Raw genomic sequence first — 317 nt, 5'->3', positions numbered from 1 at the left:
CTGCGCCGCGTCCAGCTGCGCCTGCGTCCGATGCGCCGCGTCGTCCACGACCGCCTGCGCGACGCCGATCGCGGCGCTCAGCGCGCTGCGCGCGCCAGCCGGCGCCTGCCCGACATCCGTGCCTGCCGGATGGTCGTCCAGCGCCTGCTGCGCGTCCGCGATCGCGGCCTCCAGCGCGGCGGGATCGCCCGCGCCGATCACGGCGCCCTCGAACGCGTCGACGGCGCTATTCAGCGTCGCCTGCGCCGCGTCCAGCTGCGCCTGCGTCCGATGCGCCGCGTCGTCCACGACCGCCTGCGCGACGCCGATCGCGGCGC

Annotated in this window: 1 protein-coding gene; it reads right to left on the bottom strand. The window is 77.9% G+C overall.

Features of this window, described 5'->3' with window-relative positions; all coding sequences use genetic code 11:
• The coding region (locus KVT38_RS33630) for a hypothetical protein (RefSeq protein ID WP_217598062.1) at positions 1-317 on the bottom strand (317 nt) is incomplete at both ends.

Source organism: Cohnella sp. GbtcB17 (assembly GCF_019091135.1).
GTDB lineage: Bacteria > Bacillota > Bacilli > Paenibacillales > Paenibacillaceae > Cohnella.
Note: the sequence above shows the minus strand (reverse complement) of the source record. Positions and strands in the feature narration are given on the sequence as shown.